This is a genomic window from Pedobacter panaciterrae (assembly GCF_013204795.1).
In the GTDB taxonomy this organism is placed as follows: Bacteria; Bacteroidota; Bacteroidia; order Sphingobacteriales; family Sphingobacteriaceae; genus Pedobacter; species Pedobacter panaciterrae.
Map to the genome: position 1 here is coordinate 493,206 of NZ_JABMKW010000020.1, position 24,181 is coordinate 517,386.

The window sequence follows — 24,181 nt, forward strand, 5'->3', positions numbered from 1 at the left end:
GATTTTGTGTAAAATTTTTACTTTAACGAAGTGTAATTACTGGAGGCATAGATAAAGAGTTTTGGAATAAATGTTTTTTTTAACAAGTTTTTTAATCAAATTACCATCAAATGCAAACCAAAATATTTATTCTTTTTACTTTTTTATATACGCTGAATTTCAATCTTGCAGACGCCCAAACTTCTGGAATTGAAAAACCTGCCGGTTGGCCCATTATAGAAAATCAAATGAAACCATGGACAAGATGGTGGTGGATGGGGAATGCAGTAAACGATAAAGATCTTGAATTGGTTTTGCAACAGTATAGTCAGGCAGGACTTGGAGGTGTAGAAATTACGCCTATTTACGGAGCAGTGGGATATGAGAACAAGTATATCAATTTTCTTTCCCCTGAATGGCTATCAGCACTTCATTTCACAGTTACCAGAGCAAATTCACTGGGAATGGAAGTAGATATGAATACCGGTACTGGCTGGCCTTTCGGAGGACCCCAGATAAAGCCTGAAAATGCAGCTACAAAACTCATTACCCGTAAGTTCACCTTAAATGCAGGAGAAAAGCTAAATGAGCCGATTACGGTTAAAGAAGATGGACAGGACCTTGCAGAACTGCAAGCCTTAACGGCTTATGGCGAAAGCGGAGAGGTATTGAATCTCTTTCCTCTTGTACAAGTCAGCAAACTACTAAACTGGTCTCCAACATCTGGACGTTGGGAAATTTACGCTGCTTTTGCAGGTAAAACACATCAAAAAGTTAAGCGTGCAGCACCAGGAGGCGAGGGATTCACCTTAGATCATCTCGACAGCAATTCAGTTAATGTTTACCTCAAAAGATTTGCGGATGCTTTTGGGAAAAGACCACAGGGAGTGAGGGCTTTTTTTAATGATAGCTATGAAGTATATGGTGCTAGCTGGACGCCAACATTCTTAGCTCATTTCAAGAAAGCCCGGGGATATGATCTGGAAAATTACATTCGCGAACTTGCAGACAGTGGAAATAATGACAGCACAAGAGAAATCGTAGCACGTCTGAAGTCGGATTACCGTGAGACGATGGATGAACTTTTACTTGAAAATTTCACTCAAAACTGGACAAAATGGGCCCATAACCTCAAATCCTTAACAAAAAATCAATCTCATGGTTCCCCTGGAAATCTTCTTGATCTTTATGGTGCGGTTGATATTCCAGAAACAGAAATCTTCGGCTCCAGCTATTTTCCCATCGTGGGCCTCCGCAGAGATTCTGGCGATATTAGAAATGTTGACCCAGATCCAATAATGAGCAAGTTTGCTTCCTCAGCAGCGAATACAGGTGGCAAAACATTAATTTCCTCAGAAACGTTCACATGGCTTACCGAGCATTTCAAAACTTCTTTTTCGCAGTGCAAACCCGAGGTTGAGCAACTATTTCTTTCGGGTATCAACCATATATTTTATCATGGAACAACAAACTCACCATCGAATATTCCTTGGCCTGGATGGTTATTCTATGCCTCGGTAGAAATGAATCCAAATAATAGCCTGTGGCCGCAAGCCAAAGGTTTGAACGATTATATAGCCAGATGTCAGTCCATATTACAAAGTGGAAAACCAGACAATGAGTTACTTATCTATTGGCCCATTTATGATGTCTGGAATAATTCAAAAGGTATGGATATGGCCTTAAAAGTTCATGATGTAGATAAATGGTTACATCCAACCTCATTTTACAAGCTGTGTAAGCAGCTTTCAAAAATCGGCTATTCATTTGACTTTGCCTCAGACAGGCTATTAAGGAAAACAACGGTCAACAATAAGCTACTCAGCACATCAGAAAATGGAACAGCCTATAAAACATTAATCGTTCCTGAATGTGAAATGATAAATCCTGAGACGCTAGACAAAATTATCAGGTTAGCTTACAATGGAGCTATTGTGATTTTTCAGCAGTTGCCCAAGGATGTTCCCGGTTTATCTGATTTGGAAGAGCGAAGAAAAATGTTGAAAGCAAGCCTTTCAAAACTAACATTCAAGAATTCAGCCCCCGGTTTTAAACAATATGTTACTGGAAAAGGCATTATCTTTCTTGGAAATAATATTGAAGAAATTTTAAACTTCAATAGAATCAAAAGAGAAACGCTTGTCGATTCAGGTCTGGAGTTTACCAGAAGACAAATTGCATCCGGAAAATATTATTATTTGGTAAATCACAGTTCCAAATTGATTGATACAACCCTTTCACTCAATGAAAAAGGGTATGTCACTATCCTTGATCCACAGACAGAAGTTATCGGGACCGCAACTAAAAAAGAAAACAAAGTACGGATTCAGATAAGCTCAGGCCAAACTCTTTTTTTAAGAGTTGATAAGAGCCCCAAAACAACGGCTAGCTATTGGGTATATTTGGACAAGCCAGAAAAAGCAATAGCCCTTAATAAGCAATGGTTTCTCCATTTTACTAAGGGAGGCCCTGAATTGCCTCCAGATCAAACATTAAACACTTTACGCTCCTGGACTGATTCAGGCGACCCAAAGTCAATTGCATTTGCGGGAACGGGGGTATATTCATCTACCTTTAACATAGAATCAAAGTCTGCAAAGGAATATGTCTTGGATTTAGGTAAGGTAAACGAAAGTGCCAGGGTATGGATAAACGGAAAGGAAGTTGGCATTATATGGAGTATTCCCTTTCAGGCCCGGATAGGAAAATTTCTGATCCCTGGCAAAAATACGATTAAAATAGAAGTTGTGAATTTGATGGCTAACCGCATTAGAGATATGGATATTAAGAAAATCAAATGGAAGAATTATCATGAGATTAACTTTGTGAATATTAATTATAAGGATTTTGACGCTTCATCCTGGAAGGTTATGCCTTCTGGACTTACTGGTCCTGTTTCAATAACACCTTATTATTAGTTATAAAAACAGTTGTATTCATATGATTAAAAACTTTGGTTCGCTATAAGTGTTAAATATTGGCAAACCTTAGATCATGAGCTTAAAACAGTATCATAAAAAACGTGATTTTAATAAAACATCCGAGCCTAACTCGGGTAAAGCAAAAACATCGGGAAAACTTCAGTTTGTAATTCAAAAACATGATGCTACACGCCTGCACTATGACTTCCGGTTGGAAATGAATGGCGTGCTGAAAAGCTGGGCTATTCCCAAAGGTCCCTCAACAGACCCAAAAACCAAGCGTCTGGCAATGATGGTAGAAGATCATCCTTTTGACTACAAAAATTTCGAAGGCATTATCCCGAAAGGGGAGTATGGAGGGGGTACCGTAATTGTCTGGGATCAGGGAACTTATGAACCCATTGAAAAGATCAGGGGTAAAAAGGCGCAGGAGAAATATTTACTGGAACAGTTGCATTCCGGCTCGCTCAAAATAATACTTCATGGCAGCAAATTAAAAGGAGAATATGCTCTGGTGAAGACAAACGGGATGGGAGAGAATGGCTGGCTGCTAATTAAGCATAAAGACGATTATGCTTCTACAACTGATATTACTAAAAAAGACAAATCCGTACTTTCGGAAAAGACGATTAAACAAGTCGAAAAAACGAGCGATAAGGTCTGGCAAAATGGCCGTGAACAAGCAAAGTCCGTTGAAATCTCTACTGACGTCAAAGCTTTATTGAAAAAAGCCAAGAAATCTAAAATCCCGATTGGTATGAAGCCAATGCTTGCTACACTAGTAGATGAGCCTTTTGATGATCCCAATTGGATTTATGAGGTCAAATGGGATGGTTATCGATCATTGGGGTATTGCCTGAAGAATGGGGATGTACAACTGCTTTCAAGGAACAATAAGCAATTCAATGAGAAGTTTTATCCTATTTTCCAAATATTACAAAGCTGGAAACAGAACATGGTAGTTGATGGGGAAATTCTGGTGATTAACGATAAAGGAATTTCTAATTTTGGAGCGCTTCAGAACTGGCGTAGTGAAGCCGATGGTGAATTGGTTTATTATGTGTTTGATCTGATATGGTATGACGGCAGGGATTTAACTGATCTTCCACTTAGTAAACGCCAGGAGATATTAGCAGAGGTTTTGCCTCAAAATGACGATCGGGTAAGGCTAAGTCAGATCTTTAAGGCAAGCGGTACTGAGTTCTTTAAGGCGGCCATAAAAATGGGTTTGGAAGGCATTATTGCTAAAAAAGCAGACAGTCTGTATACTAAGAATAACCGTTCTAAAGATTGGCTAAAGATCAAAGCCAATAAACGCCAGGAGGTGGTGGTTGTCGGGTTCACAAAAAATGATGATACACCCAGGGAATTTAGTTCTCTGTTGTTAGGAGTGTATGAAAACGGTCATTTGCACTACGTTGGCAAGGTGGGTACAGGCTTCAATGATCTGGCGCAAAAAGAAATGATGGCCCAATTCCGGCCATTAATTACCAATAAAAGTCCATTTTCGGAAATCCCTGATGTCAATAAACCTTCTCGCTTCAGGCCCAATCCACCAAAAACCAAAGTAACCTGGCTTGAGCCGGAACTGGTTTGTGAGGTCGCCTTTGCAGAGGTGACAGATGACGGTGTATTTCGCCATCCATCTTTCCAAGGCATGCGCGTTGATAAAAAAGCTAAAGATGTGATCAGAGAAACCGAGATAGAGACGAAAGCTATAGTAGAGAATGATATGAAAGATAACACTATCAAGCCTCCAAAGGCTACAGGGCGTAAAACGTTGCTTAATCCCAAAGATGAAACGCAGGTACGAAAAATTAAAGGTCATGAATTGAAGTTTACACATTTAAGCAAGCTTTACTGGCCTGAAGATGGGGTATCCAAAAGAGAGATGTTTAATTACTATTATCAGGTGGCCGATTATATTCTTCCCTATTTGAAAGATAGGCCTATGTCATTAAATCGTTTTCCGGGTGGAATTCATAGCAAGGGTTTTTACCAGAAAGATGTTAGAGAGATTGCACCTGATTGGGCCGATACATTTCCTTATACCACAGGTGATGGCGAACATAAGGAATACCTATTGGGCAACGATGAAGCCGCCTTACTTTGGATGGCATCGTTAGGGTGTATAGAAATGAATCCGTGGTTTTCCAGGAGTCAATCTCCAGACAATCCAGACTATTGTGTGATTGATCTGGATCCTGATAAGAATACATTCGATCAGGTGATTCAGGTGGCACAAATGGTGAAAGAAGTTCTGGACCAGATTAAAATACCATGTTACGCGAAGACATCTGGTTCTACTGGTATGCATATTTATATTCCTCTTGCGGCAAAGTATGACTATGATCAGTCGCAAATGTTTGCCAAGATTATTGTCAATTTGGTGCATCAGCAGGTCCCTGAGTTTACTACATTAGAAAGAATGGTCGCTAACCGTAAAGGAAAAATGTATTTGGATTTTCTGCAGAACAGACCAGGGGCCACCATTGCCTGTCCGTATTCGCTTAGGCCGAAGCCAGGGGCAACTGTTTCCATGCCTCTGGCATGGGATGAAGTTAAACCTGGAATGACCATGGATGATTTTACGATCTTCAATGCTGTGGATAGGATAAAAGAAACTGGTGATCTCTTTAAAGGTGCTTTGGGAAAAGGTATTGATTTAACGGCTGCGATTAACAAAGCGAAAAACGTGTTTGGATAACTTATTAGGCCATCCTTATACTTAAAGTCAGGATTACTTGATCTTTTTAAAATTTCTGATTCTTTATTTAATTTTTTGAATACTAATATTATTAGCTTAAGTTTGAGTGCCTGCTAAAATTCAAGGCATTCGTTTTTTATGGATTTTAATGCTTTAGTATTTCCTGAGAAAGTTACATCCCAACCTGTTATTATCCATCAGGAAACACAGCAATTGAGGTTGTACGGGGAAACGCCTTGGCATAGGGGCTGGAAAATGGCTTTTCCTCCCTCATTCAGAGAAGTCTGCTTTTGGGACGAGGTTACAGAACAACAACATCGGGCTGATGTATACACTCCATGTGGAACCACCCTTGAGTTCCAAAATTCACCTATTTGTATTGAAGAGCTGGAAAGCAGGGAAGCTTTTTATCCGAAACTGATATGGATATTGAACGGAAAAAAATTTAAAGGCTTCCGTATTTTGAAGCATTTACCAGATGTGGATCACCCCAAACTTGCCGACTTTGAGTTTTGCCATAGCGATCATCTTTCTATGATCAGAAAGTCTGACTTGCTAGGAAGAAAAGGGCATCCTAAAATATTAAATTTCTATCATCCTGAACTGAAGAATATACAGCTAACCAGCCACTATTATTCCTTTTGCTGGAAACATCCCCATCGGGTATGGTATCAAGCAAAATGTCCCATTATTGTTGATCTGGGAGGACACTTTCTTTATCAGCTCAAACAACGAAAGCAGCTATCGGGAAACTATCCTTACCTACATATGATCCCGCGAAAGGAATTCATTGCCAGGTTCATAGTTAAATAGTCCATCTATAAGGACCGTAGGGCTGCTAACGTATCTAATACTAAAAATACTTTATTTTTTTGTATTTGAATTTATTTCTGATGTGTTGATTAAAATATCGGCCTTTTGACCCGGCCGCTTTTAGCATATGATAAATTTCAGGAGGAACATTTTTATATTTATAGCACATTCCGGATACAAAAGTGATGCATAATGTAGTGGCTTCCATGTCATAGGTAAAATATCGAATCACACTTGATGGCATAATTTATTTCTTTAAGTAGCAGAGTGCTATTTTCCTGTTTGCCTATCAGGGGCATCCACAGGCTTAGATTCAGAAGATCCTTTCTGGCGCAAATAAATCGTTAAAAATACTATTGAAGCTACTGAAAGAAACTCACTCTGCCAGTTCTGAAAAGTTTCAAACCAAAATTCCGGTTCAGCCAGATAGGACCAGACGGTATCTTCAGGGAGATGCTTAAAAACCTGTTCTACATTATGGTTCTTCCAACTACCATACAGGTGGAAACCCCAACTCAAAAAGAACAGCATTGAAAAACAAATAGATAGGGAATTACTGTAAAGTTTGAGTATCCATCCTCCCTTTCTTACTGCCCATGGCGCATCCGGATGAGGAAAGGGTTCCCGGTCCACCTCTTCTTTTTCATCAAGTTTTTTGGATTCTGCTGAGCCAATCTGACGCAGAAATATGGTAAGCACTACATACATTCCCATCTGCAGAAATTCACTTTCAAAATTCTCAAAGGTTGCTGATATGAAGTGCCCACTTTTGAGATAAGTGCCTATATTGAGCTGTGGGGCGTGCTCTTCCTTCAAGTCCCGGTTGTGCTGCCTCCAGCCGGTTAATGCCTGCGCACAAAGGGTAATTACAAACAAGAAGAGGAAAACAATAGTTAGCCCGTTGCGATATAAATACGAAGGTTTTTTAAATACTTTGTTCATCTTGTGGTTGATAATAAGTAAAATAGTATAACCATCGGCAGGACATTTTGTTTATATAATACCATAAATCTATAAACAAAACGGAGCTTAACAGAAAGCGTAACAAAAAAGCATCTTGATTTGAAGATGCTTTTTTGTTTTTTCAGGTTTCAGATTTTCTTTACTTTGACTGCGTTGATTCCTTTCTTTCCGTTTTCAACCTCAAAGCTGACCCTGTCTTTTTCTCTTACCGGGCTAATCAGACCAGTGACATGGACAAAGATTTCCGGATCCCCGTTGTCCGGTACGATAAAGCCAAATCCTTTCGACTCATTGAAAAATTTTACTGTTCCTTCTGACATGTTGTTTTGTAATTAGGTTGATAATTTATTAATAATCTGATTGCTTTGTAATTTCTGTAAACATGCTGGAGCTCAAATTGTTTAACAAATTTTAAACAAAAATAAACTAAACGCTTAAAACTGCTGTCTGAATGACTGCTTTTTGATTCATTTTTATTTTGCTAAGACAATTGAAAAAATTCATACCTTATGGGGAGTTTCATTTTGTCAAAAAAGCGCTTTAGAACTTATGGATACCTGATCCATTCAATCAGGCAAACCTCTACTGAAGTTTCTTTATAAGCTGGCAAGGTGTTTGAACATGAAGGATCACTATGCGTAACTTTAAGGCAGCGGACAGTAGTACCAATGAGCTTGGACCAACTGAATTGAGCACCAATATTCAGGAACAGAAATCATTGTTGGCTGCTTTGCAACTTGCAGAGGAACGAAGTGCGATGCTTGCCGCCATCGTTGACTCCTCTGATGATGCAATTATTAGTAAAAATCTTAATGGAGTTGTAACCAGTTGGAACCTCTCCGCCCAACGTATCTTTGGCTATAGTGCCGAAGAAATGATTGGTGAATCGATAATGAAATTAATTCCAAAAGATAGGGCAGAAGAAGAGCCAAAAATCTTAAGTGTGCTCAAAAGCGGTCAGCGTGTAGATCATTTCGAAACCCAAAGAGTTACGAAACAGGGGCGGCTGATAGATGTTTCCTTAACCATATCACCTGTTAAAAATACTACTGGAAAAATAATTGGCTTATCTAAAATTGCCCGTGACATTACCGATAAAAAGCTAGAAGAACAGCGTAAGAATGATTTTATTGCCATTGCCAGCCATGAACTTAAAACCCCATTAACTTCGGTGCGATCTTATATACAACTGGCTTTGGCCAAAGCCAGGAATTCGTCTGATGCATTTACGGAAAACATACTTTCCAGGGCAGAAGTGCAAACAACAAGAATGGTCGCAATGATCCATGATTTTTTAGATCTTTCCAGGCTGGAGGACGGTAAAATGTCACTCAACCTTTCCAGATTTACGCTGGTCCAGTTGATGGATGATTTAATGGCAGAAGCTAAGATTCTCGCCCCCAGTCACATCATAACATACCAGGGATGTACTAACCTGGAGATGTATGCAGACCGGGAGAAAATCAGCCAGGTTTTAAGTAATTTGCTAAGCAATGCTGTTAAATACTCTCTGGCAGGAACTTTTGTACGCATTGATTGCACACGTGAACAAAACAACGTTTCAATCAATTTTACCGATCAGGGGGTGGGTATTGATCTACTTGACCAGCCTCGATTGTTTGAGCGCTTCTATCGTGTAAAAAATGAGCAGCTGAAGAATGTTTCGGGTTTCGGAATCGGGCTTCATCTGGTATCAGAAATACTGAAACTGCACGGCAGTGAAATCAGAGTGAAGAGTCAGCCCGGTAAAGGATCCACATTTTATTTTATACTACCTGTTTATATTGATTAAACCTCACCGCCGAACTTCAGGTTTTTATTTTTTATAAATGAAAGTAAGCGAATCTTTAACAGCAAGTCCACTGATTTCCTGCGCGTTGTAGCTAACAATATAGGTACCCGGTTTATCCAGCAAATAAGCTTTACTGATATTTACCTTTACACTAAGACTATCACCGGGTTTAACTTCAATGTAACTATCGGCAGGAGGCGGCATGATGCGTTTGGCCATTGCTCCCTGATACCTGGCTTCAGCGCCCTTATCGTCTTTAATATCTAGATATTTGCTCATTGGTGGTTCAAAAGGAGTATGCCATTTACAGAACGATTGTGGCTTAACAGAGGGGTTATAAACCGTGAACCGAAGCTCAAGAGAGTCGCCAGCCTTAATAACTGGCTTCATGCTCATGCGGGCAGTCATTTGTGTATTGGCAACTGTGTCTATTTTACTAATAGTATCTGCTGTTGAAGCTGTTCCATTGCTTTGTTCTTTATTCGTGCCACATGAAGCCAGTAGCAGTAGACTTGTAGACAGCAGTAGGTGTATTTGTTTCATATATCTGATATTGCTTTACCTAACCACAAACGTTTAATGATTGCTTAACGCTACAAACTTTATAAATAAAAAAAATCTTCCACAATGTCTAATTATCAATTTTCGTTTGTCATGTCATAAGCATTCCGAAATTACTGAAAATTGTCCAACTTTACATATTCGGTTGTCATTGGCTTGTATTACATTATAATTAAAGAATATGAATGATTTTTTATTGATTTTCAGAAGAGATTTTACCAATAAGGATGCTCAACCTTCTCCAGAGGAATTGCAAAATTCCATTAAAGCGTGGCAAAACTGGTTTGGCGGCATTGCTGCACAGAACAAACTTTCAAGGCCATTACAACGCTGGGATATCGCTGGTAAAGTTGTGAAGTCAAACAAGCATGTGATAAACGGTCCTTTTGTGGAAATTAAAGAGTCTATTGGCGGACTAATTATTGTCAGGGCAGAAAATTATGAAGAGGCGGTTGAAATTGCACAGAGTTGCCCAATCCTCGAACTCGGCGGAAATGTAGAAATAAGGATGGCTAGTGATCCTGAGGGATAATCATAGTTATGTAATGAAACAACAAGAACTGATACCACATCTATTCAGGAGCGAATATCAAAAGATGGTTTCTGTACTTTGCCGCTTGTTTGGTATCGCGCATATGGAAATAGCGGAGGATATTGTGAGTGAGACTTTCCTTGCTGCTACCGAAATATGGAGCACCAAAGGTATACCAGAAAACCCAACGGCATGGTTGTACACTGTTGCTAAAAATAAAACTAAAAATTATTTAAAGCGAGATAACCTCTTCCAGCAGAAACTATCTCCAGAGATTCAGTACCATGCCGCTAAAATGGAAGAATTTGAGCTTGATCTGTCTGTGAAAAATATCGGGGATAGCCAGCTTGCCATGATCTTTACCGTATGTAACCCTGAGATATCCACCGAATCTCAGGTGGCACTGGCATTGAATTTACTTTGTGGATTTGGTATCCAGGAGATTGCTGATGCTTATCTGACCAATAAAGAAGTGGTCTATAAAAGACTTCAAAGAGCGAAGGAGAAGTTAAAGGAAGTAAATGTCAGGATTGAACAGCCGGATTTAACTGAAATCAGCAAACGTGTAGATACTGTGCTAATCACCCTGTATCTTTTGTTCTCTGAAGGTTATTATTCGACAACGCAGAACACAACTCTCCGAAGAGATTTTTGCGCGGAAGCGATGCGTCTGACCTATTTATTAACCGCTCAGGAGAGAACCAATCTTCCCGAAGTAAATGCATTGCTTTCATTGATGTGTTTTCATGTTTCTCGCTTTGATGCCCGCGCAAATCAGGACGGAGAAACTATATTGTACCACGATCAGGATGAAAGCCTTTGGAATAAGGAATTGATTGATCAGGGCAAGTACTATTTAGGTTTATCTGCCAATGGCAATCAGTTAACCAAATATCATTTGGAAGCTGGTATCGCATATTGGCATACCCACAAAGAGGACACGCCAGAAAAATGGTTACAAATTCTTGAGCTATATAATAACCTTCTGATTATAGAATATTCGCCAATTGTTGCTTTGAACAGGACTTTTGCCCTTGCCAAGGCTTATGGGAAGGCGATAGCTATTGTGGAAGCAGAAAAGTTGAAACTTACAGATAATCTTTTTTATTATTCACTGCTGGGTAATCTGTACACAGATATTGATGATACAGTTGCTTTGCAGCATTATAGACAGGCACTTTTACTCGCCAGTTCAAACGCCGACAAGACAATTATCACCAAATACATTCGGCACTTGACCGTTTAATTCTTAGGTACTTTGCCCAGATAATTATCAAGGCTCCAACGATAAGACGATAGGGTAGCCAATATAAATGCACCAGCACTTGCGCTAAAAACGGAATAATTTAAAGGTGCTTTTAACCCTAGCGTAATGGTCATCACGAATGCAAATGACAACAGCAGCAGGAAACTTCCAATAGCGGATTGCCTGGTTCTATAACCGATAATGAGCAATAGCCCAAATAGCGCTTCACCTGCAGTTGCAATAAAACCCATGATATCTGAAATCGATTTGGATAAAAATGGGAGTAGAGTGTGGGTGTATTCCTGAAAAGACTCCCAGTTGCCCCAGGCAATATTAGTTTGTCCTGCGGCACCCAGCCAGCCAATTCTGTCCAGGACTGCAGAGAAAAAACCAAGTCCTAATGCAATACGCAGAAATAGTTGGGCTGTATCCGTATATTTTTTCATCAATATATTCTTTATTTATAATGCTTTGTTATTAACCTAGGCTAAATGTACTAAAAAGCCTTCTTAGAAAAGATAAATGAGGGTGTCCGAAAAAGTGAGGTCGTCATCTCTTCTATTGTCGAGATGACGATGTGGGCATGATGCCATTAGCATAACGACCACCCTCATTTTGTGAAGTATTCCTGCTAACCTTATCTTAAATTACCTGGTTTGCGAATCCAGTTACTATAAGTTTGCTTACCAATACGGGCGTTATCCCCGGGCACAAGAGACTGATCGTTAATTTCTGCACCAAAATATGGAGCATGGACATCTGAGATCACTTCTCTGTTGTCATTTTTAAGGCTAAGGTATTGCCTTACGATTTCATCAAGCCCAATTTTTTCTGGCCCCGCAACTTCTGCTGCGCCATTTAAGGGAGTTCCCACAGCAATATCAGCCAGAGCTTCAACAACATCATCTGATGCGATGGGTTGGAACTTAGCTGACGAAACATGGATCTGATCTCCTTGAGTCCCAGCCTGTGCAATACCTCCTACAAATTCAAAGAATTGTGTGGCATGAAGGATAGAATAAGGAATTCCGGATTCTTTAATTAGTTTCTCTTGGGCAAGTTTGGCCAAAAAATAAGTGTTGGCGTTCGGACGATCGGTGCCAACAACCGATAGCGCAACATGGTGTTTTACGCCGGCAATTTTTTCTGCAGCAATCAGGTTGCGTCCAGAAGTTTCGAAGAAATCCAATACTGCCTTTTGTTCAAATGATGGAGAGTTAGCTACATCAACTACTACTTCTGCGTCTGTTAAAGCTTCTGCCAGTCCTTCTCCGGTAACAGCGTTTACTCCAGTTCCCGGCGAAGCCGCCAATACTTCATGACCCGCTTCGCTTAAAGTGTTTACCAGTTTTGTTCCAATGAGGCCAGAGCCTCCGATTACGACAATTTTCATATGTTAGTTTTAAAATTTTGACTGTTTATGATGATAACAATCGTCATTTTAAAATTGGACAAATCAGCAAGTCTTAATTCTTGTTGGTTAAATCAAGATCAGCCTTAATGCACTGATAGAAATTATTTTTTATACAAAAAAGCTTAATCAATTGCCAATATTATTTATTTCTGCTACTGTTTATCTTCTAAATTTGTTATACACATAACCGAAAAACCAGATATCACATGAACAGAAGACTATTGTTGGGCTTGATGTTAATCCTGCTCACAACCTCTGCCTTACAGGCGCAAAAGAAGATTGGTAATGAAACCCCAGAGCAAAAAGACAAAAGAATGGAATGGTGGAAAGATGCCAGATTTGGGATGTTTATCCATTGGGGCTTATACGCTTTACCTGCCCGCCACGAATGGGTAAAAAGTAATGAACACATTACTAACGAAAATTACCAGAAATATTTCGATCAATTTAATCCTGATCAGTTCCAGCCTAAACTATGGGCAAAAAAAGCGAAAGCAGCAGGAATGAAATATGTTGTATTAACCACTAAACACCATGAAGGTTTTACATTGTTTGATAGCAAGTTCACCGATTACAAAGCAACCAATACTTTGGCTAAAAGAGATTTAGTAAAAGAGTTTGTTGATGCTTTTAGAGCAGAAGGCTTAAAAATTGGTTTCTATTACTCACTGATAGATTGGCATCACCCAGATTTCACAGTTGATGAATATCATCCTTTAAAACCGGCAAACAATGATGAAAATCAATATTTAGCATTGAATAAAGGTAGGAATATGGCTAATTACCGTAAATATTTAAGCAATCAGGTTAATGAGATTTTAACTAAGTATGGAAAAATTGATATACTCTGGCTTGATTTCTCATATCCAGGTAAGCATGGCAAGGGCAAAGAAGACTGGGCATCTGTTGACCTGTTAAAGCAGATCAGAAAATTACAGCCGGGTATAATTGTAGATAACAGACTGGATCTAGATGACTACACAGACGGTGCAGATTTTGAAACACCAGAACAGGTTAGTACCGAAGCTTTGGCAAAATTTAAAGGTAAGACATGGGAAACATGCCAGACTTTTTCAGGTTCCTGGGGCTATTACAGAGATGAAAATACCTGGAAAACTAATAAACAATTGCTGAGCTTATTAGTTACCTCAGTTGCCAATGGTGGCAATTTATTGTTAAACGTTGGTCCAACAGCCAGGGGCGAATTTGATAACCGGGCAAATACCGCACTGGATAGTCTTGGACTTTGGATGCATGCTAATTCTAAGTCAATTTACGGATGCACTTTTGCACCAGATAAATTTAAACCTGCTCCGGGAACCCAGCTTACCTACAACAAAGCTGGCAAAAAACTGTATGTTCATCTTTTTGAATATCCTAAAGATGGCAAAATAGTGCTGGATGGATATGGTGAAGACGTCGTTTATGCCCAGTTTTTACATGATAATTCAGAACTCTTAACTGATAAAGACAAATCGACTTCCGGTAGTCTTGTCTTGAAATTACCAACCCAAAAACCAAACTTTCAAATTCCGGTTATTGAATTGAGTTTGAAATAATTCATTTTATTGTCTCGCAGCTATTTCTGTGAGACAATAATTTTCTATATTTGTTAGGCAATCGATTGTTTCGTTGTTTAATAACCAAATAAAAGTATGACGATCTGTAAACGAGTTATGTGTTGCGTGGCATTTTTCACCTGCTGTGCAACTTATACCTGGGCCCAAAGCGCCAACCCTTATGTCCTAAACGCAGGAACTAAACCTTATTTATTGCGTAGTTATCTCATGTTCGATGGAAAGAAACGTACACACGTAATTTCTGTAGGCACTTCTGAGAAGCTGAACTATTCTTATGATTTGAAACAGGGAGCATTATTGCAGGTATGGCGTGGGCAATTTCTTGATGTGACTGAAATGTGGAAGGATAGAGGAGAGCCTCAACTAGCCAAACCTTTAGGTACTGTGTTACCCCTTTCTGCAGCTCCTGCAATTACAGCACTGACTGATCAAAATGCAGTATGGCCTGATTCTATAAGCTTTGATGATCTCCAAAATAAGGGATATGTATTAGATAAGAGCAAGATGCCAACGTTTTTATATTCCTCAAATGGTGCTGATGTAAGTGATAAAATAGTAGTGCAAAGCGGAGGTAGTGGTATAGACCGTACAATAAGCATTAGCAATAGCAAGGGACCTCTTTATTGCAGGATTGCTGCCGCACAAACTATCACTGCATTGAAAGACAACATTTATAGCATTGGAAATAAAACATATACTATAAAAGTATCCGCTGAAACAAAGACTTTTATAAGGAAAACAAAAAATGGTCAGGAACTGCTTGCTCAATTGACCAATGGAACTGATTCATTAACCTATTCTCTAATCTGGTAATCAAAGAATGAAAAATTCAAAATACTTATTGTCTCTTTTATTACTGGGTGCTGGTATTGTAAACTCAAATGCACAAACAGAAAGTCAAATATTTCCAATTGTTACTGTTCCAATTCCCAAAGAAATAGCACTTGAAGTTGGTGGAATGACCTTTTTACCCAACGATGAATTGGCTGTGGCTACACGCCGTGGCGAGGTATGGATTATCACAAATCCATATATGAAAGATGGGGAGCAACCTAAATATCGTCTATTTGCGCATGGTATGCATGAAATATTAGGCTTAAACTATATTAAGGGGGATATTTATCTGACTCAGCGCGCTGAGCTTACACGCCTCCGGGATCTGGATGGTGATGGTGAAGCCGATGAATACCGAACAATGTATTCCTGGCCATTATCCGGCAATTATCATGAGTATGCCTATGGCCCTATGCTAGACAAGGATGGCAACATGGTAGTTACCCTAAATTTAGGGTGGATAGGATTTGGAGAAAGCATGTCCAAATGGCATGGCTGGATGCTCAAATTCACTCCCGACTTTACCATGAAGCCCTTTGCTACTGGTTTCCGTTCACCTGCGGCTTTCGCTCTGAATAACAATGGTGATGTATTTTATGCAGAGAATCAGGGCGATTGGGTAGGCTCAGGTAGCATAACTCATGTTGAAGAGGGCGACTTTTTAGGCAACCCTGCAGGCTTGATCTGGGCTGATCAGCCTGGCTCTCCAGTAAAGCTTCGGAAAAAAGATATTCCGGATACAGGTGAACCCAAGTACGATGTAGCCAAAAGGGTACCCGGATTAAAAACTCCTTCTGTATGGATCCCACATTCTATCATGGGTAATTCAACTTCCGGAATCCTTAATTATTCAGATAATGGAAATATGGGCCCTTTTAAAGGACAGCTGTTTGTAGGCGACCAGGCCCAGAGTAAAATCAGTAGGGTATTCCTTGAAAAGGTTAAAGGGGTTTACCAGGGGATGGTATTTCCTTTTCGTGAAGGATTTTCTTCGGGTATATTAAGAATGAACTGGGGTTCTGATGGCAGTATGCTTGTAGGTATGACTTCAAGAGGATGGTCTTCAACCGGAAAAGAAGAATATGGACTGCAGCGTTTGACTTGGTCTGGCATCATGCCTTTTGAGGTGCAAACCGTAAAGGCTCAGCCCGACGGTTTCGAGCTGGAATTTACCATGCCAGTAGATGAAAAAACTGCCCGTAATGCTGGCTCTTATAAATTATCGACTTTTACTTATAAGTACCATCATATTTACGGAAGTCCGGTGATAAACCAATCTCCCCGCAACATTAAAGCAATCGTAATCTCTCCAGATCATAAACGCGTACGATTAGTACTGGATAGTTTAAAAGAAGGGTATATTCATGAGATCAGAACTGAAGGACTACGCTCAAAAGGCGACAATACCCCTCTGCTCCACAATTATGGATATTATACTTTAAATAAGATTCCGGATGGAGAAAAAGTAGTGGCAACGGCCGAGAACAAACCAACCGGTAGCATGCAGACTTCAAACGCAGCACAAGGTATGGATCATCATCACATGGGGAATATGACAGCCACCAACAGCAAAATTACTGGTAGTACTGCAGCAGGGAAACACATTACCAAACAGCCAATAAGCTGGAAGAACGGGCCGGATAAAACCATTTTATTAGGAACCAAACCGGGATTGAAATTTGACATTACAAATTTGACTTTAAAAGCAGGAACGAAAGTGAAGCTAACCTTTGCCAATACAGATGATATGCTGCACAATTTTGTGCTCACAACTCCAGGAGCGGGTAATGTTGTCGGAGAAATGGTGATGAAGATGGGGCTTGATGGTGAAAAGTATGATTTTGTTCCTAATAGTGCTAAGGTACTTGCACATACCACATTATTGCAACCGGGAAAATCAGATACTATTTATTTTACTGTACCAAAAACACCTGGGATATATCCTTTTATCTGTTCTTATCCTGGCCACTACACGGTAATGAAGGGACAGATCAAAGTGATTAAATAGATCATGAACCTAGCGATTGTAATATGTTCTTCTTCCTTTAACAGTGTTACAATAATCATCTAAGTTCATTCGCAATAGATGAGCGCCGAGTGCCAGGCTCGCAAGAGTATCGATGCCATATTTTTTATCCAGCAAGCTTAAAATATAATCTGTCATATAGGGATGAGTAAAATCATCCCTTTGTACTTTTACTTCAAGGTTATTAATGGTATAATAATAGATCCAACTCGTAATGATCTTTTGTATCAGGAATTCTTGCTCTGAAACAAGTAACTCATAATTTCTTTCTTGTACGGCAATAGGACTAAAATCTATGTTCAGGAACTGTATAAAATGATTATAATGGACGTCAAATAATTCCCTGGTCAGATTGTTAAATAAACAATTGACATTTTTATTTTCCACCCTCAGGTGTTTACCTTCGGGTTGGATAAAGAAAAGTTCAGCGGTTTTAACCCAGGGTTTTCCAGGTCGATAATGATAGATATCATCCGGATGTCCGCTGTCTTTCGAGTAGAATAACGGTTTCAATGCAATACGGCTTCTAGAAAATCTAGATCCTCCTCTTCATCAAACCCGAGTTCATCTTCTTCATCAAAATCGAGATTATCAAGATCTTCCTCAATTGGGAATTCATCATCCTCAAGATCATCATCTTCAAATTGGATATCGTCGTCTTCTGGTGGGCCATTCAATAATGAATTCCAATTATCAGTTTCTGCTGTTAAAGCTGGATCCATGATCGCTGTCTGCTTTTCTTTTATTTTGGTTTCCATAAAGCTGTTTTGATTAGTTTTCAAATTTTACCAATACGCTCGTCCAAAGTATTAAGGTATACCCTAAAAAATATAAAACCTTAATTACTTTAAATTTACGGTTTTAATTGAGAACTAGGAAGATAAAAAAACATCTGGTCGTGCGGCAGCACTGTCTTTTCTCAATATTGTCAATTTATTAGAAAAGCTAGCTAAATTCTGCATCTCTTCATGTCTTTCTATGGGCTATTTTTGTTAAAAAAAATAAACTATGAAAATAAAATGGTCGGGCGTATTTCCAGCCGTAACAACCAAGTTTACGGATAATGATGAGTTAGATTTCAATGCATTTGACGAAAATATCTATGCCCAGCTCGAGGCGGGTGTTGATGGACTAATCCTTGGGGGATCTCTGGGCGAAGCAAGCTCACTTACAAACGAAGAAAAATTTGGGTTACTGTCTCATACCATAAAATTGGTAAATGGAAGGGTACCGGTTTTACTCAATATTGCAGAATCAACTACCAAAGCAGCAGTACAAGTCGCAAAAACAGCTAAGGAATTAGGGGCTAGCGGCTTAATGCTTTTACCACCAATGCGTTATTATGCCGATGATGAAGAAACACTTGCTTTTTTTAAATCAGTTGCTGAAAGTACAGACTTACCAATCATGATTTACAACAATCCGGTAGATTATAAAATTGAGGTAACATTGGATATGTTCGCAGAACTTGCTAACTATGAAAACATTCAGGCTGTCAAAGAATCGACAAGGAACATTTCGAACATTACAAGAATGATCAACAGATTTGGAGACCGGTTTAAAATCTTTACGGGAGTAGATCCTATCGCTATGGAAAGTCTGGTAATGGGAGCACATGGATGGGTAGCAGGACTTGTAGATGCCTTTCCTAAAGAAACAGTAGCAATTTACCGCTTGGTAAAATCTAACAGGATACAGGAAGCTTTAACAATTTACAGGTGGTTCCTTCCGGTTCTTGAATTGGATATTCATCCTAAACTTGTACAATATATAAAACTCGCTGAGGTGGGTACCGGTATAGGAACAGAAAACGTAAGAGCACCGCGATTAAAAATTAAAGGTAAAGAACGCGAGCGTGTCCTTAAGATTATTAACGATGCATTGGTGGCAAGACCTGTATTACCAGAAAACAGCTGGGGAGTGTTAGAATTACCAGCTGTATGAACGGAAGGAGCATAATTGCATCCCAATATTCCAAAAGGACAGCCAAAGTCTTCTATGCGAGTAATCCTGCATCAGGTGAGCTACTTAAAGAGGAATTTTTCAATGCTGTTGTCGAAGATTTAAATGAGGCAATGACTGCAGCGACAGAAGCGCACTACAAACAACTCCCTAAAAGTATCAGGGTTGCCTTCCTTAGAAGTATAGCAGAGGAACTTGAGTTTATCGGTGAAGAGTTGGTAGCGCGTGCGCAGTTGGAAAGTGGTTTAACTAAAGTACGCTTAACAGGCGAATTGGCAAGAACTACCGGACAACTCAGGCTCTTTGCAGACCAGGTTGAAGAAGGTTCATGGCTGAATGCCATCATTGATACCGCTATTCCAGATCGACAACCAGTTCCTAAACCCGACATCAGGCGAATGCTGGTGCCCTTGGGGCCAGTGGTTGTATTCGGTGCGAGTAATTTCCCGCTTGCATTTTCCGTTGCCGGAGGAGATACGGCTTCTGCATTTGCTGCCGGTTGCCCAGTTATTGTGAAAGCCCATGCTGCCCACCCTGGCACCAGTGCGCTTGCTGGTCAGGCGATCATGCGCGCCCTACACAAATCTGGAGTACATCATGGTTTTTTTTCAATGTTATTTGATGAGGGCTATGAAATAGGAGAAATGCTTGTTAAGCATTCAGAAACCAGAGCGGTCACTTTCACAGGTTCATATCAAGGAGGAATGGCTTTACTCAAAATGGTGCAGCAGAGGAAAAATCCGATTCCATTTTTTGCAGAAATGGGAAGCATAAATCCCGTATTTCTGTTGCCACAGGCATTAAAAAGCAGGGCAGGGCAAATTGCTTCCACTTATGCAGGATCAATTACCATGGGCGCAGGACAATTTTGTACAAACCCAGGTTTGCTGATTGCTGTTAAATCAAAGGAGCTTGATATTTTTATAGAACACTTAAAAATAGAAATAGAGCGTGTAGCTTCTGCTACCATGCTTACAGTTGGCATCTACAACAATTATAAAAAACGAACCACAGAGGTGCTTAAACAACCAAATACAGAAGTTTTAGCGGCTTCCCTGGTTTTAAATGCTGATGCCAGCTGTCAGGCACTATCTATTGTATCAACAATTTCGGGGAACGAATTTCTCCAAAACCCAGTGCTTCAGGAAGAAATTTTTGGGCCATACTCTATGCTTGTTATAGCCGACGACACCCGGCAGCTTGCTGATATAGCCGATATCCTGCAGGGGCAATTGACCATTACAATGATGGCTGAACCATCGGAACTGGCTGAATATCATTTGCTGATCGAGAAGTTAAAAGATAAAACGGGCCGTTTAATCCTGAACAATCCACCAACAGGGGTAGAGGTTTGCGCAGCCATGCAACATGGCGGACCTTTCCCGGCTACAAATGATTCACGTTTTACTTCTGTTGGATCAACCGCTGTGCTTCGTTTTTGTCGACCATTAGCCTGGCAAAACTGGCCTGATGAAATGCTTCCTGATGAATTAAAAGAAAAGAATCCACTCAATATTTTCAGATTGATAAATAACAAATGGACTAAATAGCCATGAATAGCAAAACTTTTTTTTGTGTAGATGCACATACCTGCGGTAACCCGGTAAGGCTTGTCGCCGGAGGAGGACCTGTCCTAAACGGGAAAAATATGAGTGAGAAACGGCAACATTTTTTGAAAGAATTTGATTGGATCCGCAAAGGGTTAATGTTTGAACCCCGGGGCCATGATATGATGTCGGGCAGTATACTTTATCCTCCTCATGATCCTGCAAATGATGTTGCAGTATTATTTATAGAAACGAGTGGCTGCCTTCCAATGTGCGGACATGGTACAATTGGCACCATCACTATAGCCATTGAAGAAGGATTAATAAAACCAAAAATCCCAGGACTTGTACGCATGGAGGCGCCTGCCGGTCTGGTTTTAATTGAATATAAAGAAACAGCTGGAAAGGTGATTTCTGTTAAACTTCGAAATGTGCCTGCGTACCTCGCCGCTGAAAATCTTTCGATTGAATGTCCGGAATTGGGAGAGTTCTTTATTGATGTTGCCTATGGCGGTAATTTCTACGCCATTATTGATCCTCAGAAGAATTTTAAAGGCATACAGGAGCATACCGCCGGTCAGCTTATTAGCTGGAGTCGAGATATCCGAAAGCAAATCAATGAAAGGTATAGTTTTGTGCACCCGCAAGATCCTACAATTAATGGCTGCAGCCATATTCTTTGGGCGGGAGATACGATTGATCCTACCGCTACCGCTCGAAATGCGGTATTTTATGGCGACAAAGCTATAGATCGTTCACCTTGCGGCACGGGTACATCAGCTAGAATGGCGCAGTGGCATGCAAAGGGAAAATTGAAAAAAGGAGATGTTTTTATTCATGAAAGCATCATAGGAAGCAAATTCACAGGTAGGATTGAGGATGTTGTTACGATGGATAAATACGATGCTATTATTCCAAGCATCGAAGGCTGGGCCGAAGTATATGGATACAACACCATTAAAATAGATGACAGAGACCCGTATGCTCATGGATTTCAGGTGATATAAGATATAAGAAACAAATGCAGAAAATTATAATAATAGGTGCTGGAATTGTCGGACTAAGTTCTGCTTATTACCTAAGCAAAAAGGGACATCAGGTAACCGTAATCGACAAAGGCAGTATTAAAGACAGTTGCTCATTTGGCAATGCGGGTATGATCGTTCCCAGTCATTTTATCCCGCTTGCAGCACCCGGACTGATTAGTCAGGGGTTTAGATGGATGTTCAATAGCAGCAGCCCATTTTATGTAAAGCCATCCCTAAGTTCCGGACTGCCTGCCTGGGGCATCAAATTTCTTCGAAAGGCAAATAAAAAGCATGTTACAGAATCCGCAGAGCCACTACGGAATATCTCACTGCTCAGCAAAAAATTATACGAAGGACTTTATAGCAATCCTGCACTGGATTTTGACCTCACCAAAAATGGAATTTTAGCTTACTATAAAACCGAAGCTGCTGCAGAAGAAGAATTGCACCTGGCACTTAAAGCAAAGGAACTTGGGTTGGATATAGCTATATTAAATTCCGATGAATGTAAAGCACTCCAGCCAAAACTGGATCTGGATGTACTTGGAGCGGCTCACTATCGATGCGATGCGCACCTTGATCCAGCTAAATTAATGGAATTGTTAACCCTGCATTTGGAAAGACAGGGAGTAGAGATTTTGCGAAATCTAGAGGTTACTAATATCGAACGCTCCGGCAAGAATATTAGCGCTATCTATACCGGCGCAACAAAGTGGAACGCCGACCAATATGTATTGGCAGCAGGAGCCTGGTCACCTTCACTAGCAAAAATGTTAAATCTGAATTTATCCCTGATGCCGGGAAAAGGATATTCATTTATGGAGGATGAACCGGAACAAAGAATGACCATTCCGGCATTACTGTGTGAAGCAAGAGTTGCCATTACCCCAATGAATGGACAACTCAGGTTTGGTGGAACAATGGAAATTGCAAAAATTAACAACAAAATAAACATGAACAGGGTCCAGGGAATTTTAGAATCCGTGCCTAAATACTTTCCTGGGTTAGCACCTAAATTGCCCCGTATTGATCATATCTGGTATGGCTTCAGACCCTCATCTCCTGATGGATTACCATATATCGGTTACGGCTCCGGCACAGCTAATTTGGTTATTGCTACCGGTCATGGAATGATGGGCTTAAGTCTTGGTCCGGCAACAGGTTTACTAGTAAGTCAACTAATCGATCAGGAAAAAACAGAAATAGAAATTTCAGCTTTCCATCCCAACAGATAATACGATTTTAGCTACCTATAGCCGAATATTAGCATACTTAAGCTATAGGTAGCACTCTTTTGGTTAAGATTGTGTAAATTGGGTATCAATAAACGGGAGCGTATGAAAGTTTTACCTTTTACCATTTTAGTACCTGCTGATAGAAGTGTTGTCAGTGAAGAGATCGAATTACCATACTTCTACCCATATCTTCACCGACATGAAGAGTGGCAGCTTACCTGGGTGGAGCAAGGAGAAGGAACCCTAATTGCAGGGAACAACATGCATGTCTTTTCTTCAGGGGATATTTTTCTTGTAGGAGCCAATCTGCCACATTTATTTAAAAGTAATCCTGATTATTTCAGCACTGAGAGCGGCAAATCGGTTAAGGCCCATTCTATCTATTTCAACACTAAAAATACACTTTCCGGCTTATTTGACCTTCCCGAATTGAAAGCCGCTAATTCCTTTCTAGACAACTATAAGCACGGATTTAAGATTCCAGCCCATCAATGCACAAAGATTGCTGCACAAATTAAACAAATACATCATTCTGCTGGTATGGTATTGTTGTCTAATTTCCTGAGCTTAATGAATATGATCCAATCTATAGACAACGATGTTGAAGTTTTATGTCCGGAGGTTTATTCTGCAAGTCTTACCGAAAATGAAGGTATGCGATTGAGCCGGATTATCAACTTCATCATGAAAAATTATCATAACAAGATCGATCTGGAAGACATCTCCAATACTGCATATATGAATCCGCATGCATTTTGCCGATACTTCAAGAAACATACCGGTCACACGTTTGTTTCGTTTCTAAATGAAGTAAGAGTAAATGACGCTTGTAAAAAGCTGCTTTCTGAAGGAAATCCAGAGTCTATTGCAAACGTAGCCTATAAGGTAGGGTTCAATAGTGTAAATAATTTTAACCGGGTTTTCAAGAGTGTGAAAGGCAAAACCCCTAGCGAATACATGGATGCGTATAATAAGGTCAGCAACATAAATTAAACCCCTTTCCACTAAGATCAACCTATCTGATTGATCTGATTCGAACGA

General features: G+C 39.9%; 22 protein-coding genes. 14 read left to right on the forward strand and 8 right to left on the reverse strand.

Annotation, left to right across the window (positions count from 1 at the left end):
* Positions 1-110 precede the first annotated feature (110 nt).
* The 3 genes from HQN86_RS21025 to HQN86_RS21035 all read left to right on the forward strand — a co-directional run bounded on the left by HQN86_RS21025 (position 111) and on the right by HQN86_RS21035 (position 6,420).
* Positions 111-2,897 (forward strand): glycosyl hydrolase, encoded by a 2,787-nt coding sequence (locus HQN86_RS21025; RefSeq protein ID WP_172662851.1) that lies wholly within the window; start codon positions 111-113, stop codon positions 2,895-2,897.
* A gap of 76 nt (positions 2,898-2,973) precedes the next feature.
* Positions 2,974-5,607 carry a DNA ligase D gene (gene ligD, locus HQN86_RS21030; protein ID WP_172662852.1) on the forward strand — a complete coding sequence of 878 codons (2,634 nt, stop codon included), beginning with the start codon at positions 2,974-2,976 and terminating at the stop codon, positions 5,605-5,607.
* A gap of 138 nt (positions 5,608-5,745) precedes the next feature.
* On the forward strand, positions 5,746-6,420 hold the full coding sequence (locus tag HQN86_RS21035) for a competence protein CoiA family protein (RefSeq protein WP_172662853.1): 675 nt from the start codon (positions 5,746-5,748) through the stop codon (positions 6,418-6,420).
* Between the two features lie 40 nt (positions 6,421-6,460).
* On the opposite strand, the gene HQN86_RS21040 is transcribed toward HQN86_RS21035, so the two are convergent.
* The 3 genes from HQN86_RS21040 to HQN86_RS21050 form a co-directional block, all read right to left on the reverse strand.
* A complete protein-coding gene (locus HQN86_RS21040; RefSeq protein ID WP_172662854.1) occupies positions 6,461-6,664 on the reverse strand; it encodes a KTSC domain-containing protein in 204 nt (67 codons plus the stop codon).
* Positions 6,665-6,690: 26 nt separating this feature from the next.
* A complete protein-coding gene (locus HQN86_RS21045) occupies positions 6,691-7,362 on the reverse strand; it encodes a DUF6766 family protein (protein WP_172662855.1) in 672 nt (223 codons plus the stop codon).
* A gap of 149 nt (positions 7,363-7,511) precedes the next feature.
* Entirely contained in the window at positions 7,512-7,703 is a 192-nt protein-coding gene (locus tag HQN86_RS21050) for a cold-shock protein (RefSeq protein WP_048905563.1), read from the reverse strand.
* A gap of 314 nt (positions 7,704-8,017) precedes the next feature.
* Between HQN86_RS21050 and HQN86_RS21055 the strand changes: the two genes are divergently transcribed.
* A complete protein-coding gene (locus HQN86_RS21055) occupies positions 8,018-9,175 on the forward strand; it encodes a sensor histidine kinase (protein WP_172662856.1) in 1,158 nt (385 codons plus the stop codon).
* Between the two features lie 24 nt (positions 9,176-9,199).
* On the opposite strand, the gene HQN86_RS21060 is transcribed toward HQN86_RS21055, so the two are convergent.
* Positions 9,200-9,718, reverse strand: a complete 519-nt coding sequence (locus HQN86_RS21060) for a protease (protein WP_172662857.1) — start codon at positions 9,716-9,718, stop codon at positions 9,200-9,202.
* Positions 9,719-9,917: 199 nt separating this feature from the next.
* On the opposite strand from HQN86_RS21060, the gene HQN86_RS21065 reads away from it, so the two are divergent.
* Together HQN86_RS21065 and HQN86_RS21070 are read left to right on the forward strand one after the other, a co-directional pair.
* Complete coding sequence (locus HQN86_RS21065) at positions 9,918-10,268, forward strand: YciI family protein (RefSeq protein ID WP_172662858.1); 351 nt, start codon at positions 9,918-9,920, stop codon at positions 10,266-10,268.
* 13 nt (positions 10,269-10,281) lie between these two features.
* Positions 10,282-11,514, forward strand: a complete 1,233-nt coding sequence (locus HQN86_RS21070) for an RNA polymerase sigma factor (RefSeq protein ID WP_172662859.1) — start codon at positions 10,282-10,284, stop codon at positions 11,512-11,514.
* On the opposite strand, the gene HQN86_RS21075 is transcribed toward HQN86_RS21070, so the two are convergent.
* Positions 11,511-11,960, reverse strand: coding sequence for a DoxX family protein (locus HQN86_RS21075; RefSeq protein WP_172662860.1), 450 nt, complete (start codon positions 11,958-11,960; stop codon positions 11,511-11,513). The genes HQN86_RS21070 and HQN86_RS21075 overlap by 4 nt on opposite strands.
* Positions 11,961-12,151: 191 nt before the next feature.
* Positions 12,152-12,907 (reverse strand): SDR family oxidoreductase, encoded by a 756-nt coding sequence (locus HQN86_RS21080; protein ID WP_172662861.1) that lies wholly within the window; start codon positions 12,905-12,907, stop codon positions 12,152-12,154.
* 227 nt (positions 12,908-13,134) lie between these two features.
* Here HQN86_RS21080 and HQN86_RS21085 point away from each other — a divergent pair, with 227 nt between their 5' ends.
* The 3 genes from HQN86_RS21085 to HQN86_RS21095 all read left to right on the forward strand — a co-directional run bounded on the left by HQN86_RS21085 (position 13,135) and on the right by HQN86_RS21095 (position 17,350).
* The gene (locus HQN86_RS21085) at positions 13,135-14,487 is read left to right on the forward strand and encodes an alpha-L-fucosidase (RefSeq protein ID WP_172662862.1); all 1,353 of its coding nucleotides are present in this window, start codon (positions 13,135-13,137) and stop codon (positions 14,485-14,487) included.
* Positions 14,488-14,613: 126 nt separating this feature from the next.
* The gene (locus HQN86_RS21090; protein WP_172662863.1) at positions 14,614-15,321 is read left to right on the forward strand and encodes a hypothetical protein; all 708 of its coding nucleotides are present in this window, start codon (positions 14,614-14,616) and stop codon (positions 15,319-15,321) included.
* A gap of 7 nt (positions 15,322-15,328) precedes the next feature.
* On the forward strand, positions 15,329-17,350 hold the full coding sequence (locus HQN86_RS21095; RefSeq protein ID WP_172662864.1) for a plastocyanin/azurin family copper-binding protein: 2,022 nt from the start codon (positions 15,329-15,331) through the stop codon (positions 17,348-17,350).
* 9 nt (positions 17,351-17,359) lie between these two features.
* Here HQN86_RS21095 and HQN86_RS21100 read toward each other — a convergent pair whose 3' ends face one another.
* Positions 17,360-17,881, reverse strand: coding sequence for a hypothetical protein (locus HQN86_RS21100; RefSeq protein WP_172662865.1), 522 nt, complete (start codon positions 17,879-17,881; stop codon positions 17,360-17,362).
* Positions 17,878-18,126, reverse strand: coding sequence for a hypothetical protein (locus HQN86_RS21105; RefSeq protein ID WP_172662866.1), 249 nt, complete (start codon positions 18,124-18,126; stop codon positions 17,878-17,880). The genes HQN86_RS21100 and HQN86_RS21105 overlap by 4 nt, the downstream gene beginning before the upstream one ends.
* Before the next feature lie 250 nt (positions 18,127-18,376).
* Here HQN86_RS21105 and HQN86_RS21110 point away from each other — a divergent pair, with 250 nt between their 5' ends.
* From HQN86_RS21110 to HQN86_RS21130, 5 genes are all read left to right on the forward strand, one after another.
* Positions 18,377-19,312 carry a dihydrodipicolinate synthase family protein gene (locus HQN86_RS21110; RefSeq protein WP_172662867.1) on the forward strand — a complete coding sequence of 312 codons (936 nt, stop codon included), beginning with the start codon at positions 18,377-18,379 and terminating at the stop codon, positions 19,310-19,312.
* A complete protein-coding gene (locus tag HQN86_RS21115) occupies positions 19,309-20,880 on the forward strand; it encodes an aldehyde dehydrogenase (NADP(+)) (RefSeq protein WP_172662868.1) in 1,572 nt (523 codons plus the stop codon). Before HQN86_RS21110 ends, HQN86_RS21115 begins: the two co-directional genes overlap by 4 nt.
* 2 nt (positions 20,881-20,882) lie before the next feature.
* On the forward strand, positions 20,883-21,884 hold the full coding sequence (locus HQN86_RS21120) for a 4-hydroxyproline epimerase (protein ID WP_172662869.1): 1,002 nt from the start codon (positions 20,883-20,885) through the stop codon (positions 21,882-21,884).
* A 14-nt stretch (positions 21,885-21,898) separates the two neighbouring features.
* Positions 21,899-23,140: an NAD(P)/FAD-dependent oxidoreductase gene (locus HQN86_RS21125; RefSeq protein ID WP_172662870.1), complete on the forward strand. Its 1,242-nt coding sequence runs from the start codon at positions 21,899-21,901 to the stop codon at positions 23,138-23,140.
* 102 nt (positions 23,141-23,242) lie between these two features.
* Positions 23,243-24,133, forward strand: coding sequence for an AraC family transcriptional regulator (locus HQN86_RS21130; protein ID WP_172662871.1), 891 nt, complete (start codon positions 23,243-23,245; stop codon positions 24,131-24,133).
* The last annotated feature ends 48 nt before the right edge of the window (positions 24,134-24,181 follow it).

Coding starts and splice junctions, on each gene's coding strand:
- HQN86_RS21095 (WP_172662864.1), top strand. CDS start 15,329: ATGAAAAATTCAAAATACTTATTGTCTCTTTTATTACTGGGTGCTGGT.
- HQN86_RS21120 (WP_172662869.1), top strand. CDS start 20,883: ATGAATAGCAAAACTTTTTTTTGTGTAGATGCACATACCTGCGGTAAC.
- HQN86_RS21025 (WP_172662851.1), top strand. CDS start 111: ATGCAAACCAAAATATTTATTCTTTTTACTTTTTTATATACGCTGAAT.
- HQN86_RS21110 (WP_172662867.1), top strand. CDS start 18,377: ATGAAAATAAAATGGTCGGGCGTATTTCCAGCCGTAACAACCAAGTTT.
- HQN86_RS21055 (WP_172662856.1), top strand. CDS start 8,018: ATGCGTAACTTTAAGGCAGCGGACAGTAGTACCAATGAGCTTGGACCA.
- HQN86_RS21080 (WP_172662861.1), bottom strand. CDS start 12,907: ATGAAAATTGTCGTAATCGGAGGCTCTGGCCTCATTGGAACAAAACTG.
- HQN86_RS21035 (WP_172662853.1), top strand. CDS start 5,746: ATGGATTTTAATGCTTTAGTATTTCCTGAGAAAGTTACATCCCAACCT.
- HQN86_RS21075 (WP_172662860.1), bottom strand. CDS start 11,960: ATGAAAAAATATACGGATACAGCCCAACTATTTCTGCGTATTGCATTA.
- HQN86_RS21085 (WP_172662862.1), top strand. CDS start 13,135: ATGAACAGAAGACTATTGTTGGGCTTGATGTTAATCCTGCTCACAACC.
- HQN86_RS21070 (WP_172662859.1), top strand. CDS start 10,282: ATGAAACAACAAGAACTGATACCACATCTATTCAGGAGCGAATATCAA.
- HQN86_RS21050 (WP_048905563.1), bottom strand. CDS start 7,703: ATGTCAGAAGGAACAGTAAAATTTTTCAATGAGTCGAAAGGATTTGGC.
- HQN86_RS21130 (WP_172662871.1), top strand. CDS start 23,243: ATGAAAGTTTTACCTTTTACCATTTTAGTACCTGCTGATAGAAGTGTT.
- HQN86_RS21115 (WP_172662868.1), top strand. CDS start 19,309: ATGAACGGAAGGAGCATAATTGCATCCCAATATTCCAAAAGGACAGCC.
- HQN86_RS21125 (WP_172662870.1), top strand. CDS start 21,899: ATGCAGAAAATTATAATAATAGGTGCTGGAATTGTCGGACTAAGTTCT.
- ligD (WP_172662852.1), top strand. CDS start 2,974: ATGAGCTTAAAACAGTATCATAAAAAACGTGATTTTAATAAAACATCC.
- HQN86_RS21065 (WP_172662858.1), top strand. CDS start 9,918: ATGAATGATTTTTTATTGATTTTCAGAAGAGATTTTACCAATAAGGAT.
- HQN86_RS21040 (WP_172662854.1), bottom strand. CDS start 6,664: ATGCCATCAAGTGTGATTCGATATTTTACCTATGACATGGAAGCCACT.
- HQN86_RS21045 (WP_172662855.1), bottom strand. CDS start 7,362: ATGAACAAAGTATTTAAAAAACCTTCGTATTTATATCGCAACGGGCTA.
- HQN86_RS21105 (WP_172662866.1), bottom strand. CDS start 18,126: ATGGAAACCAAAATAAAAGAAAAGCAGACAGCGATCATGGATCCAGCT.
- HQN86_RS21060 (WP_172662857.1), bottom strand. CDS start 9,718: ATGAAACAAATACACCTACTGCTGTCTACAAGTCTACTGCTACTGGCT.